This window comes from Photorhabdus bodei (assembly GCF_003287735.1).
Taxonomy (GTDB): Bacteria; Pseudomonadota; Gammaproteobacteria; order Enterobacterales; family Enterobacteriaceae; genus Photorhabdus; species Photorhabdus kayaii.
On the sequence record NZ_NSCM01000009.1, the window covers coordinates 44,561 to 64,914 of the forward strand.

Below are 20,354 nucleotides of genomic sequence, written 5' to 3' on the forward strand. Positions count from 1 at the left end.
TTATTTTCCAGCATTACTATTAGTAATGTCATTAACTATTTTATTGGCAGGAGACATATCTATTGTCAGAGCAGTGGTGTGATAAGCTGATTTAGTGCGTGTTCTATCAGACAGAACGGGTCCATCAGGATTCGTAGTATCTACTCTGACTTTAGTCGAAAGGCCGATGCGTAATGGGTATTTTTCTAGTTGCCCAGGATTAAGCTCAATGCGGACGGGTAAACGTTGTACAACCTTAATCCAATTACCACTGGCGTTCTGAGCGGGTAATAAAGAGAAAGCGCTGCCGGTACCCATATCAAGGCCAGTGATTTTGCCGCTAAATACTCTGTTTCCACCATAGAAATCGCTGGTGATTTCCACGGGTTGACCAATACGAATACCAGAAATTTGTGTCTCCTTGAAGTTGGCTTCAATCCACATATCGTTTGCCGAAATTATCGCCATCAGTGGAGTGTTTTTATTGATTTGTGCACCAACTTGTACACTACGGCGTGAGACATAACCATCGATTGGGCTGACTATTTTCGTGCGTTGTAACGCCAGCCAGGCATTACGGACTTCCGTTGCAGCTTGTTCAATGGCAGGTTGCTTCTCTAAAGGTGTATCCAAGACAATTGCTTGATTAGCGTTGTATTGTTCAATTGCAATATCTAGAGCGGCTCGGGCGCTGGCGACAGCTTCCTGTGCATGTTGTAGCTCTTCTTTACCAATGACTTTTTGAGCGCTAAGTATTTCACGACGGCTAAGATCATTTTGAACTTTAGTTAATTCGGATCTGCGTAGAGCGATGTTAGCCTGATATTGTTTGCTGTTAACTATCTGTTGATGAGTCTGGCGAACGCTGTTAGCTAATGTTGTTTTTGCTTTTTCCAATGCTAATTCCGCATCACGGGGATCGAGTTGTACCAATATACTACCGCTTTTCACAAAGTCAGTATTATCAAAGTTAACTGTGATTACAGTGCCAGCAACTTGCGACATGATCTGAACTTGATTACCTGTAACATAGGCGTTATCTGTTTCCTGATGGTGGCGTGAAATGAGAAACCAATAGAAAAAGTAGGCAACACCGAGCAGGGTAAAAATAAGGGTTAGTAACACTAAGGCACGACTGCGTTGCCTTTTTTTGCTACTGGTTGGATCTTGTGCCGCTTGTACTTCTATTGCCTCATCTGCACTCATAGTAAATCCCCATGCTTATTGTTTATCTTCTAGTAATACTATTTTTAGATCACTTTCCAGTAGTGGTATAGCATCACTACTGGAAAGATGAATGACACAGGATCCAATGTTATCGAAGAATAATAGTTAGCTTTTTGCAGAAAATATCATCTTTGGCTAACAGGAAAATTTTTTCGAACAATTGAACCAAGAAAGTATTGTTTGGATAAAAATTGATCGATTAAACAACAAGCTATTTTTTGATACAATCGCCCATTGTATCAAGTCTGACCAGTAATTTTCTCATTAACTTTTCTAACTGTTTTTGTTCCTCCTGGTCAAGGCATGACCAAAGTCTTCTCAAGCACTCATGTTGAGGTGGAAGCAAATTATTTAAAAATTTTGTACCTTGTTCTGTCAGATGAAGATGAAGGCAACGGCGGTCGTTATGACTTTCCTTTCTTTCAATCCACTCCTGCTTTTCTAATTCATCAGCAATACGCGTGGCGTTAGTACGGGAAGAACCTAATGCGGCACTTAATTCTGATGGTTGGATGCTGTGGCTTTCTTTAGTATCAAGGATCATCAGGGCCATGAACAAAGTTTCATTGATACCTTGAGCTTTCAGCATATTGTTACGGTTTTCAAGCAATTTACTTTGGACGTGCATTGATAACCTAGTCAACAGGATCTCTTGATAAGGGATATCTTTATTTAATTTGGCTTGCTGTGCTGCACGAATATTCAGTAATTCTTCGGTAGGCGTAAACGAACTTTCCATTATTTAGATACCTTATTAGTTTCAACTGGTAAGATAACTTTTGTTATCAAACATCCAAATGGTATATTAAAAGATAAATTTAGCAATTGTAGTTATTTGTTATCATCATATTTCTTTTGATATTGATACCTAATTCATAAATATTTTGAATGTTAGTCCAAAAAGTAGCGCACCAAATAGCGTTGCGAGTATAATTTGCTTTGTTTTGTAAAAGACTAAACAGATGGTCAGACAACCTATGAGGGTAGGAAGTAGTTTTTGACTCTCTCTCATCACATCAGGTACACCTGATACGATGAGTAAAGAACAAATGGATGCAATACCAATACTGTCAAGAATAATGCTTGTTTTTCCACCTTTCCTGCCGGCGGATTGGCGTGCTTTCCCAAATCGTAGTGGCAGATAGCGAAATGAGAAGTTAGCTAACCCAACAAATAGTCCAATGAGCAAAATCTTGCTATCAATCATGGTGTTTCCTTTTGTTCAGAAGAGTCATTGCAATTGTTTTGTGGTTGTAACAGTGCCGCGATACAACCACCGACAATACCTGCCAGAATAGCAACTGGAATTGAGAAAAATGTAATCCCTAAAAGTGCTCCGGTTAGCGCGGTTGCAACACAATAACTATTTTGCTTTCTACAAGAAGCAAGAAGAAAACTGAGAAACAGTGCTGGTAACATGAAAATCATGGCAGCTTCTACAGCAGGATAGGATTCCAAATAACCGTCACCAAGAAATGCGCCGGCGGTGGTACCTGCGACCCAGGCCAGCCAGGAACAGATTGCAATAGCAACCATCCAGTTTTCACTCCAGCTCCGGTGGTTCTTAATGAGTTTTGCAGTAGTGGCGGCAAAAACTTCATCTGTCAGGCCGAAAGCCCAGATAACGGTTTTTTTCTCCGTTAACTTATCTTTGATACGGTGCCTTAAAGATGGACCATAAAGAATATGGCGGACATCCATTGCCATGATTGTTAGGGCAGAAATCCATAATGATGTACCCGCACTTAGTAAAGCTGTGATGACGAACTGGCTTGCACCGGCGTAGATGATGCATGAAAAGAAAATGGCTTCTATTGGGTTGAAGCCAAGTTTGACAGCATTGAGACCAAAAGCAAAGGCGACGGGAATATAACCGATAACAATGGGTAAACTGTCTATTATTCCTTCAGTAAAAGAAGATTTTTTACTAGCTAAGGGGGATGATGTATCAGAAACAGGCATAAAATCTATCTGGTTATATGAATGTTACGTAACATTAACAAAAGGAAACCAAATAGAAAATATCATCCTTAACAAATGTTTCATAAATGTTTTTATTTAAGCATTCTTTTACTATGACCTGTTTCTTACAACGTCTTTGGTTCGTACTTTTTGCCTAAAAACCACACGATTAGGCTTATTATACAGATAGCCATGCCAGCGGTGGCAACGCCATACCAACCTGAATGTTTGTAAGCATAGCCTGAAACCAGAGAGCCAAGGGCTCCACCCATAAAATAGCTGGTCATATAAGCGGCGGTGAGCCGATTTCTCGCTTCTGGCATGATGCGGTATATCGTACTTTGATTTGTAACGTGAACACCTTGAATCGCAATATCAAGGAGAAAAACACCAATTATAAAGCCAATTAGTGATTCTTTGACTAAGCCGATCGGTATCCATGAAAGAAGTAGTAGCACCAGAGAAATGCTGGTGGTCAGAGGACCTTTTCCTTTATCAACGAGTTGCCCGGTTTGGGTTGCCATCAATGCTCCGGCAGCACCGACTAATCCAAATAAGCCGATGACTCCTTCGGAATAGTTAAAAGGAGGTGCTGAAAGCAGGAATGCCATTGATGTCCATAGCAGGCTGAAGTTGGCAAATGTCAGTGCACCCAGTAGGGCGCGTACTCTTAGAAGCGGGCTTGTAGTGATAAGGTTTACAATAGAGCCAAGTAACTGGAAATAATTGAGATTGGTTACTTGTTTATGACGGGGCAGGTAGCGCCACAGCGTCAGAGAAAGAATCACCAATAAGACACTGGCAACCCAGAAAACAGTTCGCCAGCCACCAAGAGTTGCCATTGTTCCTGAGATGGTTCTTGCTAGTAATATTCCAAGCAGTAAACCGCTCATAATCGTACCGACAGCTTTTCCTCGTTGATGGGGAAGAGCAAGTGTTGCGGCCAGCGGGACCAGTATTTGAGCGACCACCGAAAATAAGCCCGTCATTGCCGTTCCCAGTAACATTTGCCAGATGTTCTGCGACGTGGCGGTAATCAGTAATCCAACAGTGGCTAATATTGTCATTGAGACAATTAAACTGCGTCGTTCGAACATATCACCTAATGGTACAAGGAATGTTAGGCCAACGGCATAGCTCAATTGAGCTGTGGTTACAATAAACCCCGCTTCGTTGACGGTCAGATTAAATTGTAACGCAATCGTATCGAGTAGCGGCTGTGCATAGTAGTTGCTGGCGACAACCAGACCTGTGGCAATAGCGATCAGTGCAATCAAAGCCGGACTTAATGGTGTACGGGAAATATTTTCTTCCATAAATGTATTTTCTTATAGTTAAACGGCAGGTTAGGGGTGAGTGGACAGCTCGTTAAAGGTCTGTCGTCACGAGCTAAACTTTTTGCATTGTAATGAATTTTTATTCAGGTTCAATGGTAAAGCCGAGAGGATGGTTGCTAAAGAAATTCTATTGAGTATTCATTGTTTTAGGTAGTTTTAACTTGTGATTTAACTATCAAATTGAACTGAGAATGAAATGTGAAATCGATATTAATTCCTATTATTTTCCATAATATAGCGATAATGACTATAAGATTGTTGAAATATAAATTTTAATAAGAATTTTGAATCAGAAAAAATAACAGTAAAAAAACAGTGAATTGTTTTATACCCTATAGATTTCAAGATGCATCGCGGCGGCAAGGGAGCGAATCCCCGGGAGCATAGAGAACTATGTGACCGGGGTGAGTGAGTGCAGCCAACAAAGAAGCAACTTGAAAGATGACGGGTATATACCAATTCACTGTAATGTCCTAAAGCCCTTGGGCTTTTCACCTGATATCTCCGTCCGCACTGGACGAGGGGGTTACGGCGGTTTTTGCTAAATATTAATTTTTTCCAGCGGCTTCAACGGCAGTTTTAACCCAACTATCAAACAATTTCTGATGAGCCTTAATCCAACCGTTGGCGTGACGTTCAATATCCGCTTGTGATGCCTCACCATTATGCATCCGCAAGTTTTGGGCATTGATATCCGCAAGAGGCATTTTCATGATAGAAAATAACTTAGCGGCGGTTGGGTTGTCTTCTGCCCATTTTTTATTGGCAGCAATATGCATAATACTTGGTGGAAAACCATAATTAGCGCCATTTGGTAATTTCGTCTCTATTTTCTCATCATTAGGCATAGCGGAGAAAGGAACTTGCAGCCAGACAACATCTTTACCTGGTTTCAGCACGTCGCTAACCCAATAAGGTGTCCATGTGTAATATAAGATGGGTTTGCCTTCTTTATAGCGGGTAATAGTATCTGCCATCATGGCTGCATAGTTACCTTGATTGTGTTCAACGCTATTGTTTAAACCATAGGCTTTAAGGTGATGATTAATGGCGATTTCACAGCCCCAACCGGGATTACAGCCAGTTAAATCAGCTTTGCCGTTACCGTTGGTATCAAATAATTTGGCTATTTTCGGATCTTTTAATTGAGCAATATTAGTAATGTTGTATTTTTCCGCTGTTTTTTTATCGATCAAGTAGCCTTGTGCCGCATTTTCTACGTAGTTACCAACACGGTAAAATTTGGCATTACCACCTGCTGCCTGATATTGGGTGTTGTGCAGTGGTTCCCAACTTACGGCCATAAAGGTTGCGTCACCAGAAGAAATAGAGGAATAGGCGACGTTGTAGTCCACTTCTTTGATGGGTTTGATATCATAACCAAGTTTTTCCAATGCTTTACTGACGATCAGCGTCTGGAATGTTTCTTCGCTAAGGGTGCTTTGTATGGGTTGTACACTGATACCTTTACCCGGTAATTCGACAGCGAATAATTGAGAACTTATCAGTGATGATAGGGATATAGCCCAGATAACTATTTTGCGCATGGTTTTTCCTCCTGTTGCAGTCATCATGTGTTTATCAAACAATTGTGGTTTGATAGGTGTTTTGGAAGGTTATGTTTTTTGGCTAAATAAACGGGTAATTAATCCAATTGGGCCAGTGGTATACCAGCGATTTACGCCTTTAGCCCGGTTGCTGTAGCCAAGAGACTGTGTTAGGCGGTCAAGGAGAATCGCAAGAATAACAATCCCAGCCCCACCTACTGTAGCAAGCCCCATATCGAGACGCCCAATACCTCGCAAAACCATTTGGCCTAAACCACCAACGGCAATCATTGATGCAATAACGACCATTGATAGGGCCAGCATCAGGGTTTGGTTGACACCGGCCATAATGGTTGGCATAGCCAGTGGTAATTGAACTTTAAACAGCATCTGACGAGGGCTGGCGCCGAAAGATTCGGCTGCTTCTATCAGATCTGCTGGAACCTGTTTGATGCCTAAAATTGTCAGACGGACAATTGGGGGTAGAGCAAAGATAATGGTGACGATAACTCCAGGCACGTTACCGATGCCAAACAGCATGACAATCGGAACCAGATAGACGAATGCTGGTGTGGTTTGCATAGCATCAAGCAGAGGTTGGATAATTTTCGCGGCTCTCTTGCTGTGTGCCAGCCATATACCGAGTGGTAAACCAACGATAATGCAGAACAATAGCGATGTCAGAGCCAGTGATAGAGTGACCATCGATTCGGGCCATGCACCAATTGCACCAATAATTACCAGAGAAATCAGAGCAGTAATACCCATACCAATGCCTGATAACTGCCAGGCAATCAGGGCAAAAAATAGGATGGCAATGGGAGCAGGTATTGATGTCAGACATTGTTCAAAGCCACTGAGAACAAAATCAATGGGGACGCGGATTCCCTGAAATGCAGGACGAAAATTTAGCACAATCCAATCAATAGCATGGGTTACCCATGAGTCTAAAGGGATAAGTGGGTGCTGGAATGGATCCATGATATTAAAATGTTCAGGCTGTACTGTAGTTGCGGGGGCATCCAGCCAGTCAGAACCCGTTGAATTGTCAGCACTGGTTCCATTGCTCCAGGGGTCCGTATTATCGGCAGCGACGGACGGGGTATCCTCGGAATTCTGTACAGGCTGAGTTTGATGTTCGTTTTGATTACTCATTTGGTGTCTCCTTATCTAATGCCTGCAATAGCATCCCTTTGGAAATAACGCCGATATATTTGTCATTATTTCCAACAACCGGAACTGCACAAGGTGATTGTGCTACAACAGCAATCAGCTCATTGAGGGGCATATCTGCGGCAACGGAGGTTGGTTCCGCCAATATGGCGTGTTCGATAGGTTTTTTTTCCCGTAATGCTTTTTCCAATGAATTTACGGAAACGATACCGGCGAATTTTTGTCCACGTTCGATCAGGTAACCATAGTTTCTGTTTTCGTCATCGAGGACTTTCAATGCAGAAAGAGGACCAAAACCGGGTGCAATATGAAGCAGAGAGTCAGGACGGCGACGGGCAATGTCTTTAGCACTGAATACATGGCTGATATCTACGCCACGAAAGAAAGTTTTCACATAATTATTCGCTGGATTATTCAAGATTTCATCAGGTGTCCCGACCTGCACAACAACACCGTCTTGCATAATGGCAATCCGGTCTCCGATACGCATTGCCTCATCCAAATCATGAGAGATAAAGACGATAGTCCGTGGCTGATTGCCTTGCAGGCTTAACAGTTCATCTTGCATTTCTGTACGAATTAATGGATCAAGGGCAGAAAATGCTTCGTCCATTAGCAAAATATCTGGGTTATTAGCTAATGCTCTGGCAAGCCCTACACGCTGGCGCATCCCGCCTGAGAGCTCATCTGGATAAGATTGTGCATAATTTTCCAGGTTTACCTGTTTCAGTGCATCCAATGCTTTTTTATTGCGTTCTTGTTTGGTGATTCCGGCCAGTTCCATACCAAAGGCGCTGTTTTCCAGTATGTTTAAATGTGGCATCAGTGCAAATGATTGGAAAACCATACTGATTTTGTTACGGCGAATTTCTCTTAACGCTGCTGCTGAAATCTCAGAAATATCTTCACCATCAATCAATACTTGGCCGCGAGTCGGTTTTATCAGACGATTGAGAAGGCGTACCATTGTGGATTTGCCGGAGCCGGATAATCCCATGATGACAAATATTTCGCCTTCTTCAATAGTCAGATTGGCATTTTGTATACCAACAACCATACCTGTCTTTTCAAATATCTGATCTTTGCTCAAACCCGAATTCAGTAACTTGAAAGCATATTCTGAATGGTCGCCAAATATCTTATAGAGGTTTTTAACTTCAAGTTTAATTGCCATGAAATAGTTACTTTCCTTTCAATGGTTATTTGATGGTGTTATGCATTATTCATCTCTGCATGATTCTTTGAATATATATACCCTAACATACTGAGAGAGCCTGACAACCCTATGTTAATGATAATTAATGTAAAAAATAGTGATATTGAATGACTTAAATTAGATATATTTGTAGTCATTTCATGGTTATTAGTCATTCATTTTACCCAAATTCATGCTGTCATTGTAAGGATTAATTGTATCTATACTGTTGTTATTAATGAATTTTAAATTTTATCGGCAAATGAATTATTCACTATGTTGTAAATAGAATCGATTATTAGTTTATCATGTTGATTATATCTGATTAGAGTGAAATTTAATTTAAAATTAATTAGCTATATTAATGTTTTTTGTCGTTTCGGATGATATAAGAGGCGGAGATGGCAAAAAATATCCATAGAAATGGCAATAGTCATGAAAAAACGCCATAAAAATATAAGGATTTTATGGCATTTTATCGTTTAAAAAACAGGATTAATAATATTGGTTTTTAAAATATTAGATTATTATGGTTATTTTGAAGTATTCTATATAAAATAAAATCATTCTCTTTAGAAATTCCAATCCTCATCCTCAGTATTCACTGCTTTACCGATAACATATGATGAACCTGAACCAGAAAAGAAATCATGGTTTTCATTGGCATTCGGTGATAATGCAGAGAGGATTGTAGGGCTGACATTTGTCATTTCTGGCGGAAATAAGGTTTCATAGCCAAGATTCATTAATGCTTTATTGGCATTATAATGCAAGAATTTTTTAATATCTTCAGTCCAGCCAACAATATCATAAAGTTCTTCTGTATATTTGATTTCATTTTCGTATAATTCTAATAATAATGAAAAAGTGAATTCTTTAATCTCTTTTTGCTCTAATGTTGAATATTTTTTTAATGATTGTTGAAATTTATATCCAATATAATAACCGTGAATGGCTTCATCTCGGATAATAAGTCGGATTAAATCGGCTGTATTTGTTAATATTCCTCGACTTGACCAATACATAGGTAAATAGAAACCTGAATAGAATAAAAATGATTCTAGAAAAACACTGGCGATTTTTTTCTTTAATGGATGATGATAACTATAATAATTTAGTATAATTTTGGCTTTATTCTGTAATGAAAAACTCTTTTCACTCCAGCGATAGGCGTCATCCACATCAGTTGTTAGGCATAATGTTGAAAAAATGGAGCTATAAGAACGTGCATGAACAGCTTCCATGAAACTAATGTTGGACATAACTGCTTCTTCGTGGGGTGTCAGGGCATCTTCCATTAACGCTGGAGCACCAACAGTGTTCTGAATTGTGTCCAGTAGTGTCAGCCCGGTGAATACCCGGATAGTCAGCTTTTTTTCTTCTGTCGTCAGTGTATTCCATGAAGTAATATCATTGGATAATGGGATTTTTTCCGGTAACCAAAAATTAGTTGTCAGTCGGTTCCAAACTTCTAGATCTTTGTCATCTTCAATTCGATTCCAGTTAATTGCACATATAGGATTACTGATCATAATACATTTCCAGAATTATTTTATAGTGAGCATGAAACACAATCTTGTACTTCCGTGCCTTCCAGAGCAGTTTGTTTCAGACGGATGTAATAAAGTGTTTTAATTCCTTTACGCCAGGCGTAAATTTGGGCTTTGTTAATATCACGGGTAGTGGCATCGTCTTTGAAGAAAAGTGTCAGGGATAATCCTTGGTCGATGTGTTGAGTGGCTGTAGCATAAGTATCAATAATTTTTTCCGGTCCTATTTCGTAAGCATCTTGGTAATATTCAAGATTATTATTCGTCATAAATGGCGCTGGATAATATACCCGTCCTGTTTTACCATCTTTACGGATCTCAATACGGGATACAATCGGGTGAATGCTTGAGGTTGAATTGTTGATATATGAAATAGAACCTGTAGGAGCAATAGCTTGGAGATTTTGATTGTAAATACCATGAGTCATAATTGAGGCTTTTAATTCAAGCCAGTCTTGTTGATTAGGAATGGTTATTCCTGCTTGTTCAAACAATTGAGAGACCTTTTTTGTCTGAGGTTGCCATGCTCTTTCTGTATATTTATTGAAAAATTCACCACTGGCATAACGAGAATCTTTAAAGCCTTTAAAGTAGCCATTGCGTTCAATGGCGATCTGATTGGAAGTACGCAGAGCGTGATAAGTGACGATATAGAAATAGATATTGGTGAAATCTATTCCCTCTTCAGAACCATAATGAATTTTTTCCCTTGCCAGATAGCCGTGAAGATTCATTTGCCCCAAACCAATGGCATGGGAATCCTGATTTCCTTTTTCGATAGAAGGAACTGAACGGATATGGCTCATATCTGATACCGCGGTTAAAGCACGGATAGCTGTTTCAATAGAGAGGGTAAAATCAGGTGAATCCATTGTATGAGCAATATTCATTGATCCCAGATTACAACTAATATCTTTCCCAATATGGTGGTAACTTAAATCCTCTTCATATTCGCTGGCACTGTTAACCTGTAAAATTTCGGAACATAAATTACTCATATTAATCCGACCTTTAATCGGATTAGCATTATTCACCGTGTCTTCATACATAATATAGGGATAACCAGATTCGAATTGAAGCTCAGCTAACGTCATGAAAAATTCACGAGCATTGATTTTTGATTTACGAATTTGTTGGTTATTTACCATTTCAGTATATTTTTCTGTCATGCTAATTTCGGACATTGGCACACCATAAATCCGCTGAATATCATAAGGGGAAAATAGATACATATCTTCATTATGTTTAGCCAGCTTAAAAGTGATATCAGGAATAACAACGCCAATAGAGAGTGTTTTTATACGGATTTTTTCGTCGGTATTTTCCCGTTTTGTATCCAGAAAACGAAGAATATCGGGATGATGAGCATGGAGATAAACAGCCCCTGCACCTTGGCGTGCACCGAGTTGATTGGCGTATGAAAACGCATCCTCCAGCATTTTCATCACTGGGATAACACCTGATGATTGATTTTGAATCATTTTTATCGGTGCACCTGTTTCCCGTAGATTACTGAGTAAGAATGCGACCCCTCCGCCACGTTTTGAAAGTTGTAAGGCTGAATTAACTGAACGTCCGATGGATTCCATATTATCTTCAATGCGTAGCAGGAAACAGGAAACCAATTCTCCTCGCTGTTTCTTACCGCAATTAAGAAAAGTTGGCGTTGCTGGTTGAAAACGGCCACTGATCATCTCATCCACTAGACGACAAGCCAGCACTTGATCGCCTTGGGCTAGGGTCAGTGCTACCATGCATATCCGATCTTCATAGCGTTCTAGATAACGTTTATTATCGAAGGTTTTCAGAGTATAACTGGTGTAATATTTGAATGCGCCCAGAAAGGTTTGAAAGCGGAATTTTTTGCTATAGGCTTGCTGAAAGAGCTTTTTAATAAAAGTAAAATCGTATTGCTCCAGCACGTTTGGTTCGTAATATCCCTCTTGTTGGAGGAAATCCAGTTTCTCTTTTAGGCTATGGAAAAATAGTGTGTTTGGATTTACATGCTGGCGAAAATAATAATGAATAGCCAGTTTGTCTTTGTCAAATTGAATCTTTTCTTCACTATCGTACAGATTGAGCAAGGCATTTAAAGCATGATAATCCTGTTGTGCATTAATTTGAAAAGTCATAATTACATATTCTCTAATGAATCATGTTGCCAGAACCTTTGAATACCTTGGCGTACTCGTTGTACATCTTCTTCAGTACCCAACAGTTCAAAACGGTATAGGAGGGGTATCCGGCATTTCTCTGAAATTATCCGCCCAGCGATGCCGTAAGCTTCGCCAAAGTTGGTATTCCCGGCCGCGATGACTCCCCGGATGAATGCCCGGTTTTCGGCGATATTGAGAAATCGGATCACTTGTGGTGGAACAGCGCCTTTAGTACTGCCACCACCGTAACTGGGGGTCAGTAAAATGTAAGGAGAAGTTACGTTTAATGGGCTGTCTGATTGATTTATTGGAATACGAAAGGCTGGTATTTCCAGTTTCTGAACAAATCTATGGCTATTACTGGATGAACTGGAGAAATAGATCAGCGGATTTATATTCATAATAAACCTATAAATTCTCGGTTAATGCGTTGATTTTATCTGGACGAAATCCTGACCAATGCTGTGTACCTGCTACAACCACAGGAATTTGCTGGTAGCCCATAGCACGGATAGTCGCTAAAGCCTGCTGGTTTTCGGTTAAATCGACAATCTGATAAGGAATATTTCTTCGGCTTAGCGCCTGATAGGTTGCGCTGCATTGTACGCAGTCCGGTTTGCTATAAATGGTAATGCTCATTAACGACTCCTTTGTCAGTTTGTGGGCATGTAATGGCGAAATTTGGTTCATGAGTAATAATTTACCTAAAGGCCAGAACTTGAATCATACTATATATAGTGAAATTTTATTTCAACCACACTATATATGGTGTTAATTTTACATCGAGTGACTATCATTAAAATTACGATGTGGGTTATTCTCTGTTTGTTGGCAGGCTTTTCGCCTTCAGACAAGTTTAAGTTTTCTAGTCGGTGGTAAGGGAGCAACTGAATTCATCATTGCAATTTGTCGAAAAGACGATTTACTCTAATCTCTATAATGATTGATATTTTTTTCAATGGAGGTGGTTATGTATCATCACTATTTTGATACACCCAAAGGATTTCCTAAACCGTATATTCATATCACTGCGGATGATAAGGGAGTGACCAGTCTATATTTTGTTGATGAAAAAACAGCGCCTGAAGTGAAAAATGATATTACTAAGCAGTGCGTGAAAGAGTTACGGGGATATTTTGCGGGTAAGCGAACTGAGTTTTCCGTTCCACTCAATCCGGCAGGAACTGAATTCCAGCAGCGTGTATGGTTACAGTTATGTAAGATCCCGTTTGGAGAAGTGTGGAGTTATAAGCAACTTTCATTAGCATTAGGTTCAGTTAATTATTGTCGTGCGGTAGGAATGGCTAATTCTCGTAATCCGATCTCATTAATTGTGCCTTGTCATCGTGTTATTGGACATGATGGTAAATTGGTGGGATATACCGGTGGCCTGAATATTAAAAGCTGGCTATTAGAACATGAAAAAACCTAGTCATTTGTTTATTAGATAACTTGTGTGATAAAAGACCAGGGAGGGTTATAGATATTTATATATGTGTATTATTTAGTAGTAAAACTAAATAAAGATAACATCTATCGTATTTTATTATGCTTTTCGTGATCTTGGTTGTAGACAGTGAGCCAACTTATTTGTTGTACTGTATGCGACGCAGATTTTGTGTCTTAATTTTCACGTTAAAGGTAAGTTTGATGTCAAAAATTAAAGGTAACGTTAAGTGGTTTAATGAATCTAAAGGATTCGGGTTTATCACTCCAGAAGATGGTAGCAAAGACGTATTCGTGCATTTCTCTGCTATTCAGAGTAACGGATTTAAAACTTTGGCAGAAGGTCAAAAAGTAGAGTTTGAAATCACTGACGGCGCTAAAGGTCCATCTGCTGCAAACGTTGTCGCTATCTGATTTTAACTCCATATTTCTAAAACCCGTTATTACAACGGGTTTTTTTGGCTTGTATGAGGCCGATATGTAGGTAATTTTAATTTAAAGTTCATGCATCAATACGAAAGCTAACATGGTCATCAGTAATGATCCAAAAAGATTAAGCAAAACTGTTCCCAGTGCCCATCCTAGTTTCCCGTCCAGTAACAAATAAGCAACTTCAACAGAGAATGTAGAAAAGGTTGTTAAACCTCCGCAAAAACCAGTGGTCAACATCAATTTCCAAGCCGGATCAAGGTGTGTAGATTTATTAAAATAGGCTAACCCTAGTCCGATAATTAATGCACCAATACAGTTAACGGTAAGGGTGCCAATCGCGATATTAGAAGAAATATTATTAAGACGGAGGCTGATAAACCAACGTAATACGCTGCCTAAGCCACCTCCGATAAATATAGCCAGAATAATATTAATCATAATATACCCGTCATATTTCAAGCTGCCTCTTTGTTGGCTACACTCGCTCACCCCGGTCACATAGTTTGCTATGTTCCCGGGGATTCACTCCCTTGCCGTCGCGATGCAGCTTGAAATCCATAGGGTATAAGAAACTGGGTTATTTGACCTCTTCACCTTTGGCTTGTAAGTCAGCATGATAAGAAGAACGGACAAATGGACCACAGGCGGCATGGGTGAACCCCATAGCTAACGCTTCTTCTTTCATTTCATCAAATTCCTGTGGGCTGACGTAGCGCTGTACCGGTAAATGATGACGACTAGGTTGTAGATATTGTCCCAGAGTCAGCATAGTCACACCGTGGCGGCGCAGATCACGCATAACATCAAGAATTTCTTCGTTGGTTTCACCAAGACCGACCATCAGACCCGATTTGGTTGGAATATCAGGATGGGCTTCTTTAAACTTTTCAAGTAATTTTAATGACCACTCATAGTTTGCACCAGGGCGCACCTGACGGTAAACCCGGGGTACGTTTTCCAGATTATGGTTAAAGACATCGGGCGGTGTCGCTGTCAGTATTTCAAGTGCACGATCCATACGTCCACGGAAGTCAGGAACTAAGGTTTCAATCTTAATGGATGGATTTTTTTCACGAATAGCAGAGATGCAGTCAGCAAAGTGCTGAGCACCACCGTCACGTAGATCATCACGGTCAACGGAGGTGATGACAACGTAGCGCAGTGCCATGTCTTTAATGGTTTGTGCCAGTTTTACGGGTTCATTGGTGTCAGGTGCCATTGGGCGGCCGTGCGCAACATCACAGAAAGGGCAACGGCGGGTGCAAATTGCGCCAAGGATCATAAAGGTTGCTGTACCGTGATTGAAGCATTCTGCCAGGTTAGGGCAAGACGCTTCTTCACAAACGGAATGCAGACCATTTTTGCGCATGGCAGATTTGATGCCCTGAATGCGGCTGGAATCCGCAGGAAGTTTGATTTTCATCCACTCAGGTTTACGCAAGATTTCTGTACGTTCGGTCATCACTGTTTTGACAGGGATCAGCGCCATTTTGTCTGCGTCGCGGTACTTAACTCCGCGTTCCATCTGAATTGGTTTACTCATAATCGTGCTGGTTCCAGTGTTAAATTCATCAGGTTGAGATTTATCATTCAGTCTACTGTATGATAAATAATTAAAAAATTTTTGAAAAATGTTAAAAAATTATAGCATTTTTAACTGTTCAGTTTAAATCCTAACTGCTGGCAAAATTTCTCTACCAAAACAGGTTGTACTTGTTCAACAGTAATTCCAGGAACTAAGTCACTGAGTTGAATCATTTTCATGCCGGCATAGCCACAAGGGTTAATACGCAGGAAGGGTTCTAAATCCATTGCGATATTGAGGGCTAGTCCGTGGAAAGAACAACCTTTACGTATCCGTAATCCAAGAGAGCAAATTTTTGCTTCATTGACGTAGACACCAGGGGCATCCGGGCGAGCATGGGCTTTCACACCAAAGTGAGCAAGGGTTTTAATGACAGCATCCTCTATCGCCGTAACCAGTTGCCGTACACCAATTTTGGCGCGTTTAATGTCAATCATGACATACATAACCTGCTGACCAGGGCCATGATAGGTGACTTGTCCACCACGATCGGATTGAATAACCGGAATATCACCGAGGGACAGCAAATGCTCAGCTTTACCTGCTTGTCCTTGAGTAAAGACTTTTGGATGCTGTACCAGCCAGATTTCATCAGGTGTATTAGTATCTCGCTGCTCAGTAAACAAGTGCATTGCATCAGAAATCGGCTCGTAGGGTTGTATTCCTAATTGACGTAAGAAAATCGTTTTATGTTGCAATTGAAACTTCATTTGATAGCTATAAGATTTGGTCAGTATAACCCTCAGAAGAGCTTCTCACCAGTTTAGTGCGCCTGAAACTGTAGTATTCCTGATAGATAAAGAATCCCCTGTGAAATTATAGGGGATTTCTCTAGTGTGTATTACAATACTACCCGTACCAATTCAAGGTTACCTAATTCTTCATACAGCGTTTCTACTTGTTCAATATGAGTCGCATTGATGGTAATGGACACTGAGTGGTAGTTACCTTTGCTGCTTGGCTTCACTTGTGGAGAGTAATCGCCCGGCGCATGACGTTGAACCACTTCAACGACCTGATTGACTAGCTCAGACTCCGCCAAGCCCATCACTTTGTAAGTGAATGAACAAGGGAACTCAAGCAGTTCATTTAATTTCGTTTTCATGGGCGCTCCTGTTTTGCTTTCCGCGATACGCACGGTCAGTTTCTTCTGTAAAATTTGATACTTTCCTCCGCCTTAAAACGCGGAGATGCTTATTGCGATCGGGCGGTAGTCCGATTCGCTTTGATGGACTCTGTTTATCGCTTAATTATCTCAAGAATTAGCCAAACCAATGATGAAATAGTAGCTTGATGTAATCGATAAAGCGGCCGAAGATGCTGCCTTCTTTTACTTCATTCATGACGACTAAAGGCTGCTGTTCAATAGTTTTGCCATCAAGTTGAAAGTTGATAGTACCTACGACTTGATTTTTCGCCAGTGGTGCATGTAATTCACTATTATTCATGACATAGCTGGCTTTCAGATCTTTCAGACGGCCACGGGGAATAGTCAGATAAACATCTTTATCAACACCTAATTGAACCCTATCGTTATCTCCAAACCAGACTGGTTCAGAGGCGAATTCTTTGCTTGCTTTCAGAGGAGCAACAGTTTCAAAGAAACGGAAACCCCAAGTCAGCAGTTTCTTACTTTCTGTTTCACGGCCTTTATAAGTGTGGCCTCCTAATACCGCAGAAATCAGGCGCATATCGCCTTCCGTCGCAGAAGCGACTAGGTTATAGCCCGCTGCGCTAGTGTGACCGGTTTTAATACCATCGACATTCAGGCTCTTATCCCACAATAAGCCATTACGGTTTGTCTGGCGGATATTGTTGTAGGTAAACTCTTTCTCTTTATAGATGGTGTACTCTTCGGGAACATCACGGATCAGCGCTTGACCAATCAATGCCATGTCACGGGCAGAGCTGTATTGGCCTTCTGCGTCCAGGCCATGAGCGGTTTTGAAATTCGTATTCTTTAATCCAAGCGATTTCACATAGCCATTCATTAAATTAACGAAAGACTCTTGGCTACCGGCAACATAATCTGCCATTGCAACACAGGCATCGTTACCGGATTGCAAGTTTATACCGCGGGATAACATAGAAACCGAGACCTGATCGCCTGGCTTGAGGAACATCAGGGAAGAGCCTTTAAATACCGGATTACCGGTTGCCCATGCGTCAGTGCCAACAGTGACCATATCATTTGGGTGGATTTTGCCTGATTTGATTGCTTGACCAATAACATAGCTGGTCATCATTTTTGTCAGACTGGCAGGATCACGGCGTGCATCTGCATTCATCTCAGCCAGCACTTTGCCTGAGTTATAGTCGATAAGGATATAAGCTTCCGCATCAATCTGAGGCACTCCTGGGATCATCGTTTTCAGGTTGACATCATTCCCATTGGCAAAGGCAGAAGCACTTATTGCCAGCGCAATACCCAAGGTGGTGCTTTTTATAAAACGAGAAGTGGTTGTATATTTCATGGTTAGTTTGACAACATCCGTGAGAAAAGATTGATATCGAGCCACATCATAGCAAATGAAAAAAATACTGACATTGCCAAATTTTGACAAGACTCAGGTTTACATTTTTTTACTCCTCTTACTGATATCTGAATCAAAGTGAGATATCAGTAAGAGAACGATTAAGGACTGACGATAAAAGAAGATTGCTGTATCTGGTCAGCCAGTTTTTGTTGTAAATCGGCAGCTTGCTGGCGATTGTTGAATGGTCCTAACTGTACACGATAAACGTTATTATATTGAGTTACGCGGCCTTGAACATTAAAGCGTTGCGCCAGTGTTTGTTGCCACTCTTTTGCTCGTTGCTCACTGCTAACAGCACCAACCTGAACTATAAAACCATTTGCTGAGGCGGCTGTTGGCGTTGTGACTATTGAAGTACTGTTTGTAACAGGCTTAGGTGGTTGCAGCTTCATTGCGGGGAGTTGTTCAGTCGCTTCCGGTTGTATCGTCTGTTTCATCGGCTGATTTGTTAAGGGCTGGCTGCTAGTCTGATCAGGGATATTCTCCATTGTTGGTGTTCCTAATGGACTGGTTGTCAGCGTTGGTCTACCCGGTAGAGCATAACTCTGTTTAACTATCTGGCTGCCAATGGTACCGGGACCGGATACAGAACCGTCCTGGGCAACCTCAATAAAATCAACCTTAACTTTGGTACTTTGAGTTAGGTTTAACCGTTCAGCGGAAGCCTTCGATAGATCGATAATTCGCCCTGGTTTATAAGGACCACGGTCATTGACTCTAACAATCATCATGCGGCCATTGCTCAAATTGGTCACACGGACATAACTTGGAATTGGCAGGGTAGGATGGGCGGCTGTCAGAGCATAAGGATTAAAACGTTCACCAATTGCGGTCATTTTGCCGCTAGATTCTTCACCGTACCAACTAGCGTAACCTGTCTCACTAAACTGAGAGGGGGCTTGCACAATGTGATAAGTATGTCCGTTCATCTGATAATCATCATTGGCGCTAGGATGATAAGGCTCATAACGAGGTTCTGCACCTAGAACATCCTGCGTTGGTACTACGGGTAACGGGGCAGGTTTTTGTTTGTCAGGAGTAGTACAGCCAGATAGCAGGGCTGCAATCATGCCAAATATAAGCCAGTGTTGACGCATTGAAACCTCTCCTCTATAAACTTTTGGACAACAATTTTCTGTGTGTGTGAATCGACATGATAATGCCGAAACCCGCCATTAAGACGATTAACGCAGAGCCGCCATAACTGACAAATGGCAAAGGAACGCCTACTACAGGCAGGATGCCACTCACCATGCCAATATTGACGAAGATATAAACAAATAGAATTAACATTAGGCCGCCAACCATAACCCGACCAAAAGTGTTCTGTGCTCTGGTTGCGATAACCAGCCCACGAGTAATTAATAACATATATAATGTTAATAACAGTAGTACGCCAATCAAACCAAGTTCTTCTGACAGTACGGCAAATATGAAATCTGTATGACGTTCTGGCAGAAATTCCAATTGAGATTGTGTTCCTAATAGCCAGCCTTTACCTGATAAACCACCGGAGCCAATCGCGATTTTTGATTGAATAATATGGTAACCCTTACCTAGTGGATCGCTTTCTGGATCAAGTAGCATCATGACGCGATCGCGCTGATAGCCATGCATCAGGAAGAACCACAAGATGGGGATAAAACAGGTTAACAGTAGAGCTGCGATACCGATCAACCTCCAACTCATGCCAGAAAGGAACAAGACAAACAGACCAGAAGCCGCGATCAATATTGAAGTCCCTAGGTCTGGCTGAGCGGCAACCAGTAAAGTAGGCAGAAAAATGAGCATCAGAGCGATAGTCGTATTTTTCAGTGATGGGGGGCATAAATCGCGGTTCATAAAACGTGCGATCATCAGAGGTACGGCTATCTTGGCAATCTCTGAAGGTTGGAAGCGGATGATCCCTAAATCTAGCCAGCGTTGGGCACCTTTACTTATTTGGCCGAAAGCATCGACAAAAATCAGTAAAATGACACAAACAATATAGAGATGGGGCGCCCAGCTTTCATAAACTCTTGGTGGAATTTGCGCCATGATGAGCATGACAACCAGTCCAGCACCAATTTGGCCAATTTTGCGCTCCATCATACCCATATCTTGACCGCTGGCACTCCACATAACAAAAGCGCTGTATATCAGCAATGCTAAAATGCACAGGAGTAACGGTAAGTCGATATGTAATCTGGTCCAGAGAGGAACCCTTTTTTGGTTTTCTGTCATGGTGT

General features: G+C 41.1%; 22 protein-coding genes. 3 read left to right on the forward strand and 19 right to left on the reverse strand.

The window, feature by feature from the left end:
* The 5 genes from emrA to CKY02_RS08865 all read right to left on the reverse strand — a co-directional run bounded on the left by emrA (nucleotide 1) and on the right by CKY02_RS08865 (nucleotide 4,484).
* Nucleotides 1–1,185: a multidrug efflux MFS transporter periplasmic adaptor subunit EmrA gene (emrA, locus tag CKY02_RS08845; protein WP_112895013.1), complete on the reverse strand. Its 1,185-nt coding sequence runs from the start codon at nucleotides 1,183–1,185 to the stop codon at nucleotides 1–3.
* Nucleotides 1,186–1,417: 232 nt separating this feature from the next.
* The gene (gene mprA, locus CKY02_RS08850) at nucleotides 1,418–1,945 is read right to left on the reverse strand and encodes a transcriptional repressor MprA (RefSeq protein WP_112878058.1); all 528 of its coding nucleotides are present in this window, start codon (nucleotides 1,943–1,945) and stop codon (nucleotides 1,418–1,420) included.
* A gap of 129 nt (nucleotides 1,946–2,074) precedes the next feature.
* Nucleotides 2,075–2,413: an L-valine transporter subunit YgaH gene (gene ygaH, locus CKY02_RS08855; protein ID WP_109791391.1), complete on the reverse strand. Its 339-nt coding sequence runs from the start codon at nucleotides 2,411–2,413 to the stop codon at nucleotides 2,075–2,077.
* Entirely contained in the window at nucleotides 2,410–3,168 is a 759-nt protein-coding gene (locus CKY02_RS08860; protein WP_112895014.1) for an AzlC family ABC transporter permease, read from the reverse strand. Before CKY02_RS08860 ends, ygaH begins: the two co-directional genes overlap by 4 nt.
* A 125-nt stretch (nucleotides 3,169–3,293) precedes the next feature.
* Nucleotides 3,294–4,484 (reverse strand): MFS transporter, encoded by a 1,191-nt coding sequence (locus tag CKY02_RS08865; protein WP_112895015.1) that lies wholly within the window; start codon nucleotides 4,482–4,484, stop codon nucleotides 3,294–3,296.
* Between the two features lie 416 nt (nucleotides 4,485–4,900).
* On the opposite strand from CKY02_RS08865, the gene CKY02_RS24475 reads away from it, so the two are divergent.
* Nucleotides 4,901–5,050, forward strand: coding sequence for a hypothetical protein (locus CKY02_RS24475; protein ID WP_162119969.1), 150 nt, complete (start codon nucleotides 4,901–4,903; stop codon nucleotides 5,048–5,050).
* A 3-nt stretch (nucleotides 5,051–5,053) separates the two neighbouring features.
* Here CKY02_RS24475 and proX read toward each other — a convergent pair whose 3' ends face one another.
* The 7 genes from proX to nrdH all read right to left on the reverse strand — a co-directional run bounded on the left by proX (nucleotide 5,054) and on the right by nrdH (nucleotide 12,765).
* Entirely contained in the window at nucleotides 5,054–6,052 is a 999-nt protein-coding gene (proX, locus tag CKY02_RS08870; RefSeq protein ID WP_112895016.1) for a glycine betaine/L-proline ABC transporter substrate-binding protein ProX, read from the reverse strand.
* A 69-nt stretch (nucleotides 6,053–6,121) separates the two neighbouring features.
* Nucleotides 6,122–7,207, reverse strand: a complete 1,086-nt coding sequence (gene proW, locus CKY02_RS08875; protein WP_112895017.1) for a glycine betaine/L-proline ABC transporter permease ProW — start codon at nucleotides 7,205–7,207, stop codon at nucleotides 6,122–6,124.
* Complete coding sequence (gene proV / locus CKY02_RS08880; protein ID WP_112895018.1) at nucleotides 7,200–8,399, reverse strand: glycine betaine/L-proline ABC transporter ATP-binding protein ProV; 1,200 nt, start codon at nucleotides 8,397–8,399, stop codon at nucleotides 7,200–7,202. Before proV ends, proW begins: the two co-directional genes overlap by 8 nt.
* 593 nt (nucleotides 8,400–8,992) lie before the next feature.
* On the reverse strand, nucleotides 8,993–9,952 hold the full coding sequence (nrdF, locus tag CKY02_RS08885; RefSeq protein WP_112895019.1) for a class 1b ribonucleoside-diphosphate reductase subunit beta: 960 nt from the start codon (nucleotides 9,950–9,952) through the stop codon (nucleotides 8,993–8,995).
* A 20-nt stretch (nucleotides 9,953–9,972) separates the two neighbouring features.
* Nucleotides 9,973–12,102, reverse strand: coding sequence for a class 1b ribonucleoside-diphosphate reductase subunit alpha (gene nrdE, locus CKY02_RS08890; RefSeq protein ID WP_112895020.1), 2,130 nt, complete (start codon nucleotides 12,100–12,102; stop codon nucleotides 9,973–9,975).
* Nucleotides 12,103–12,104: 2 nt separating this feature from the next.
* Nucleotides 12,105–12,521 (reverse strand): class Ib ribonucleoside-diphosphate reductase assembly flavoprotein NrdI, encoded by a 417-nt coding sequence (gene nrdI / locus CKY02_RS08895; RefSeq protein ID WP_162107608.1) that lies wholly within the window; start codon nucleotides 12,519–12,521, stop codon nucleotides 12,105–12,107.
* Between the two features lie 13 nt (nucleotides 12,522–12,534).
* Nucleotides 12,535–12,765, reverse strand: coding sequence for a glutaredoxin-like protein NrdH (nrdH, locus tag CKY02_RS08900; protein WP_112895021.1), 231 nt, complete (start codon nucleotides 12,763–12,765; stop codon nucleotides 12,535–12,537).
* 331 nt (nucleotides 12,766–13,096) lie between these two features.
* On the opposite strand from nrdH, the gene CKY02_RS08905 reads away from it, so the two are divergent.
* Both CKY02_RS08905 and cspE read left to right on the forward strand, forming a co-directional pair.
* Nucleotides 13,097–13,558: a methylated-DNA--[protein]-cysteine S-methyltransferase gene (locus CKY02_RS08905; protein WP_011145612.1), complete on the forward strand. Its 462-nt coding sequence runs from the start codon at nucleotides 13,097–13,099 to the stop codon at nucleotides 13,556–13,558.
* A 218-nt stretch (nucleotides 13,559–13,776) separates the two neighbouring features.
* Nucleotides 13,777–13,986: a transcription antiterminator/RNA stability regulator CspE gene (cspE, locus tag CKY02_RS08910; RefSeq protein WP_146747419.1), complete on the forward strand. Its 210-nt coding sequence runs from the start codon at nucleotides 13,777–13,779 to the stop codon at nucleotides 13,984–13,986.
* An 81-nt stretch (nucleotides 13,987–14,067) separates the two neighbouring features.
* On the opposite strand, the gene crcB is transcribed toward cspE, so the two are convergent.
* The 7 genes from crcB to mrdB all read right to left on the reverse strand — a co-directional run bounded on the left by crcB (nucleotide 14,068) and on the right by mrdB (nucleotide 20,349).
* On the reverse strand, nucleotides 14,068–14,442 hold the full coding sequence (crcB, locus tag CKY02_RS08915; protein WP_112895022.1) for a fluoride efflux transporter CrcB: 375 nt from the start codon (nucleotides 14,440–14,442) through the stop codon (nucleotides 14,068–14,070).
* 139 nt (nucleotides 14,443–14,581) lie between these two features.
* A complete protein-coding gene (gene lipA, locus CKY02_RS08920; protein ID WP_011145615.1) occupies nucleotides 14,582–15,547 on the reverse strand; it encodes a lipoyl synthase in 966 nt (321 codons plus the stop codon).
* Nucleotides 15,548–15,657: 110 nt separating this feature from the next.
* The gene (lipB, locus tag CKY02_RS08925) at nucleotides 15,658–16,299 is read right to left on the reverse strand and encodes a lipoyl(octanoyl) transferase LipB (protein WP_112895023.1); all 642 of its coding nucleotides are present in this window, start codon (nucleotides 16,297–16,299) and stop codon (nucleotides 15,658–15,660) included.
* A 131-nt stretch (nucleotides 16,300–16,430) separates the two neighbouring features.
* Nucleotides 16,431–16,694 carry a DUF493 family protein YbeD gene (gene ybeD, locus CKY02_RS08930; protein ID WP_112878070.1) on the reverse strand — a complete coding sequence of 88 codons (264 nt, stop codon included), beginning with the start codon at nucleotides 16,692–16,694 and terminating at the stop codon, nucleotides 16,431–16,433.
* Between the two features lie 157 nt (nucleotides 16,695–16,851).
* Nucleotides 16,852–18,063, reverse strand: a complete 1,212-nt coding sequence (gene dacA, locus CKY02_RS08935; protein WP_112878110.1) for a D-alanyl-D-alanine carboxypeptidase DacA — start codon at nucleotides 18,061–18,063, stop codon at nucleotides 16,852–16,854.
* A 161-nt stretch (nucleotides 18,064–18,224) separates the two neighbouring features.
* Nucleotides 18,225–19,223, reverse strand: a complete 999-nt coding sequence (gene rlpA, locus CKY02_RS08940; protein ID WP_112895024.1) for an endolytic peptidoglycan transglycosylase RlpA — start codon at nucleotides 19,221–19,223, stop codon at nucleotides 18,225–18,227.
* A 13-nt stretch (nucleotides 19,224–19,236) separates the two neighbouring features.
* Nucleotides 19,237–20,349: a peptidoglycan glycosyltransferase MrdB gene (mrdB, locus tag CKY02_RS08945; protein ID WP_112895025.1), complete on the reverse strand. Its 1,113-nt coding sequence runs from the start codon at nucleotides 20,347–20,349 to the stop codon at nucleotides 19,237–19,239.
* Nucleotides 20,350–20,354 lie beyond the last annotated feature (5 nt).